Source organism: Deltaproteobacteria bacterium (assembly GCA_016875395.1).
GTDB lineage: Bacteria > Myxococcota_A > UBA9160 > UBA9160 > UBA6930 > VGRF01.
The window spans coordinates 1-3,704 of the sequence record VGRF01000064.1; the positions used below are offsets into that span (position 1 = coordinate 1).

Genomic DNA, 3,704 nt, shown 5'->3' on the forward strand with positions numbered 1-3,704 from the left:
TGCGTTCGATCAGCGTGGTCTGACTGAGCACGCGCACCTGATGACCGCGCAGGCTGCCCACGCGCTCCGTGCCGCCGTCTTCCGCGGGCAGGTTCTGCTGCGCTGCGTCGCTGAGCAGCTTGCGCGCGGCGGCGCGCGCATCCGCGCCCTCGGTCTTGGGCACGGCGAGCAGTGCGATCAGCGCCTGCCCCTGACCCTGCTGGGGCTTCGCCATCACCGCCTGCGGCGAGTTCTGCGTCTGCCAGCCACGCGGGAACTTCAGCGCGAAGTCGAGATCGGGGTGGAGAAAAAGCTCGTCCTTGAAGATGCCCTGCGCGGGATCGGGGCCCACCAGGATTCCCTCGAAGCGCTTCACGAAGTCGCTGCGGTCGCGCGCGATCGGCGGCGTTCCCGCGCGCGGGTACTCCGCGGCGCGCGCTCGCGTGCGCTGCACGCGCTCCTCGCTGCTCGGGTGCGAGTCGAGAAACGTCGACTGGCGCTTCTTGCCGAGCTTGATCTCTTGCTCGCGGCCGAGCGCCGCGAGGAACGTGCTGATCGCGGCGGCGTCGTAGCCCGCTTGCGCCGCGAGGCTCTGACCGATCTTGTCGCTCTGCAGCTCCTGATCGCGCGAGTAGCTCGCGAGCCAGCCCTGCGCGCCGGTCTGCGCGAGCTGGCCGACGCCCTGCGCGAGCTGGCCGCCGCCGAGCACCGCGGCGCCGATCGTCGCGATCGCGGCGCCAAGGCCGGCGAGCTGCCCGCGCGTCTGCCGCTGCGCGCTGTGCCGCGCGGCCACGTGCCCGATCTCGTGCCCCAACACTCCCGCGAGCTCGTCCTCGCTGTTCGCGAGCGCGAGCAGGCCGCGCGAGACGTAGATGTATCCGCCGGGCAGGGCGAAGGCGTTCGTGTCCTCCATGTCGACGGCGTGGAACTCGTACGGCACGTCACGCCGCGGCGAGAACTGCGCGAGCCGGGCGCCGAGCTTCGCGACGTAGTCCCGAATCGCGGGGCTTTCGATGAAGCCCATCTGCTGGGCGACTTCCTGCGCGGCCTGCTTGCCCACCTGCACTTCCTGCGCAGGCGTCATCGTCGTGTACTCGCGCTTCCCGGTGACGGGATTCACGACGGGCGTGACGCAGCCGGTGCCGAGCGCGAGAGCGCTCGCGAGAGCGATCACTCGCAGCGAAGAGTGGTCCATGCGCGAACAGACGCGCGCTGCCTTCATCGAATTCGCCCTCCAGCGGTGTGCGGACACTTGCCTAGAGTCGCGCGCACGTCATGTCCGTGATGCCGCTCGCCGTGCTCGCGTTCTTCGCCTTCGGCGTGCTGCTCGTGCTGCCCGGCGGACTCGGCGACGCGCTCAGCGCTGCGTTCGCGCTCGACATGCGGCAGCGCGGGGCGCTCGCGTCGGCGCTGTTGTTTGGCATCGGCGCGGGCGTCGTCGCGAGCGGGCCACTCAGCGACCGCTTCCCGCGCCGGCCGCTGTTCGTGGCCGCCTCTCTCGCGAGCGCGGCGGCGCTGGCCGGCACGGCGTTTGCCCCGAGCTTCCCCGCGCTCGGGGTCGCTTTCGCGTTGCTCGGGCTCGCAGCCGGATTCTACGAAACGCTGCTCAACTCCGCGGTTCCCGAGGCTTTTCCCGAGCGTTCGGCGGCGAAGCTCAACCTCGCTCACAGCGCCGCCACCGTGGGCGCCGCGCTCGGCGCGCCGCTGCTCGGAAGCGCAGCAGCGCGGCTCGGCTGGGGCAACGCGCTCGCCGCGCTCGCGCTCGTCTTCGTGGCGCTCGCTGCCGCCGGTCTCGCGGCGCGATTCCCGGCGCCGCCCGGCGCACGCTCCGCGGAGCGCGCGAGCCCGCTGCCGTGGCGAACGCTTGCGGCGCTTTCCGTGGCGGGCGCGGCCTACGTCGGGCTCGAGTCCGCGCTCTCCGCGCTGCTGCCTGCGTTCGCAGATGCGCGCGCGCTGGCGCCGGCCCAGTTGTTAGGCGCGCCGCGTGGCACGCTCGCGATCTCGGCGTTTTGGGCGGGCCTGTTCTCCGCGCGCATCAGCTTCGGCGCGCTCGCGATTCCCGCGCGCGCGCGCGAGCTCGTGCTCGGCGGCGCGCTCGGCGCGCTGCTCCTCGCCGTCGGCGGCGCGCTGCCTGGCCACGCGTACGAGCTGTGGAGCCTCGCGATCGGTCTCGCGCTCGGCGCGGTGTTCCCCGTGCTGGTCGTGCTCGCGGGCGACGCAGCGCCCGAGCGGCGCGGCACGGCGCTCGCGGTGGTCGTGTCGGCGGGCTCCGTCGGCGGCGTCGCGCTGCCGTACCTCGCTGGCGCGTTGGGCGAAACGCGCGGCGTTTCCGCGGCGCTCCTCGCGCTCGCCGTCGCGAGCGCGGCGATTGCGCTCGGCGTTCGCGCGGCCGCGCGGCGCTAGACGCTCTTCGTTCCGCGCCCGAGCCACGCCCACGCGCCGGCGATGACTCCGAACGCGAACAGGATGCTCTGCCACACGAGGCCCTGCACCACCGCGAGCGTCGCGGGGACGCCGAAGGGCGCGAGCAAGCTCGCGAGCGCGGTCTCGCGCACTCCGAGGCCGCCGAGGCTGATCGGCGCCATCGCGATGACCTTCGCGAGAGGCCGCGCGAGCAGCCACGCCGCTGCGCCGGGCGCGACGCCGACCGCGGCGCCGAGCCAGGCGTTCAGCGCGACCAGCGAGCCCTGCGCCACGACCGAGGCGCCATAGGCGAGCGCGCGCGGCGCGGCCGGGCTGGCGCGCGAGATCGCGGAGCACGTCCTGGGCACGCTGCGCTGGGCGCACGAGCCTCGTGGGGAGTCGCGCAGGGTCGATCGCGCGCACGAGCGCGACACCGAGCGCGCCGCCGAGCACGAGAGCGAGCGCGGCGCCGCGCAGGAGCGGAGTCGCGCTCCCGAGCGCGCTCGCGGGCGCGAGCAAGGCTCCCATCGCCGCGAGGGTGAGCATCGCCGCCAGGTCGAGTGCGCGATCGGCGATTCCCGCCAGCGCGGGCACCGCGAGCCCGCCGTGCGCGCGCGCGACCAAGCCGGCGCGCACGACGTCACCACCGATGATCGAGGGAAGCCAGATGTTCGCGAACAGGCCCGCAGCGTGGGCGCGCAGGGCGGTCATCAGGGACAGCGGCACGCCGGCAGCGCGCACCAGCATGCGCCACTTGCCCGCCGCGACGACGTGCGCGACGCCAAACGCCGGCAGCACGGCGAGCCAACGCGCCCAGCCCGTGCGCGCCATCCCGTCCCACACCTCGCGTGCCGGCAGCGCCCAGAAGATCGCAGCGAAGATGAGGCCGGTCGCCAGGACGCGAAGCAGGATCGGCGCCCAGCGAGTCGCAGCAGGCGGCGGTGCGTCGCTCGCCGTCAATGCTCAGTCCTCGACGACGTGCGTCTCGAACACGCGGCGGTGTGCCTGCCACTGCGCGTCGTAGGCCGGCGACTTGTTGGGGATCGCGATGTACTGCTCGAGCGCGGGCAGGATCGCCTGCTCCCACACGTGCTCGGAGTGGGCGAGGGCGGCAGCGGCGTCGATGCGCGTCATGGCCGGCACGGTAACGGCGCGCGCGAAATTCTCTGCGCGGTTCCCAAGCGCACACGCGCTCGTCAGACTGCGCGCGTGCTTCGCAACGCGCTCGCCGCACTGCTGCTCTCGTGGCTCCCGCTCGCTGCGAGCGCGCAGGAGGCGCCGTTCGCGATCGGCGAGCTGTCCGTGCGCGGCCGCGTGCTCGA

General features: G+C 73.7%; 4 protein-coding genes. 1 reads left to right on the plus strand and 3 read right to left on the minus strand.

The features are described 5' to 3' along the window. Positions 1-1,201: M48 family metalloprotease (locus FJ091_21945; GenBank protein MBM4386013.1), on the minus strand; the 1,201-nt coding region annotated here is incomplete at its 3' end. A gap of 53 nt (positions 1,202-1,254) precedes the next feature. Here FJ091_21945 and FJ091_21950 point away from each other — a divergent pair. Continuing rightward, a complete protein-coding gene (locus tag FJ091_21950; GenBank protein MBM4386014.1) occupies positions 1,255-2,382 on the plus strand; it encodes an MFS transporter in 1,128 nt (375 codons plus the stop codon). Here FJ091_21950 and FJ091_21955 read toward each other — a convergent pair. Continuing rightward, the gene (locus FJ091_21955) at positions 2,379-2,750 is read right to left on the minus strand and encodes a flippase-like domain-containing protein (protein ID MBM4386015.1); all 372 of its coding nucleotides are present in this window, start codon (positions 2,748-2,750) and stop codon (positions 2,379-2,381) included. The genes FJ091_21950 and FJ091_21955 overlap by 4 nt on opposite strands. A gap of 595 nt (positions 2,751-3,345) precedes the next feature. Continuing rightward, positions 3,346-3,516, minus strand: coding sequence for a hypothetical protein (locus tag FJ091_21960; GenBank protein MBM4386016.1), 171 nt, complete (start codon positions 3,514-3,516; stop codon positions 3,346-3,348). Positions 3,517-3,704 lie beyond the last annotated feature (188 nt).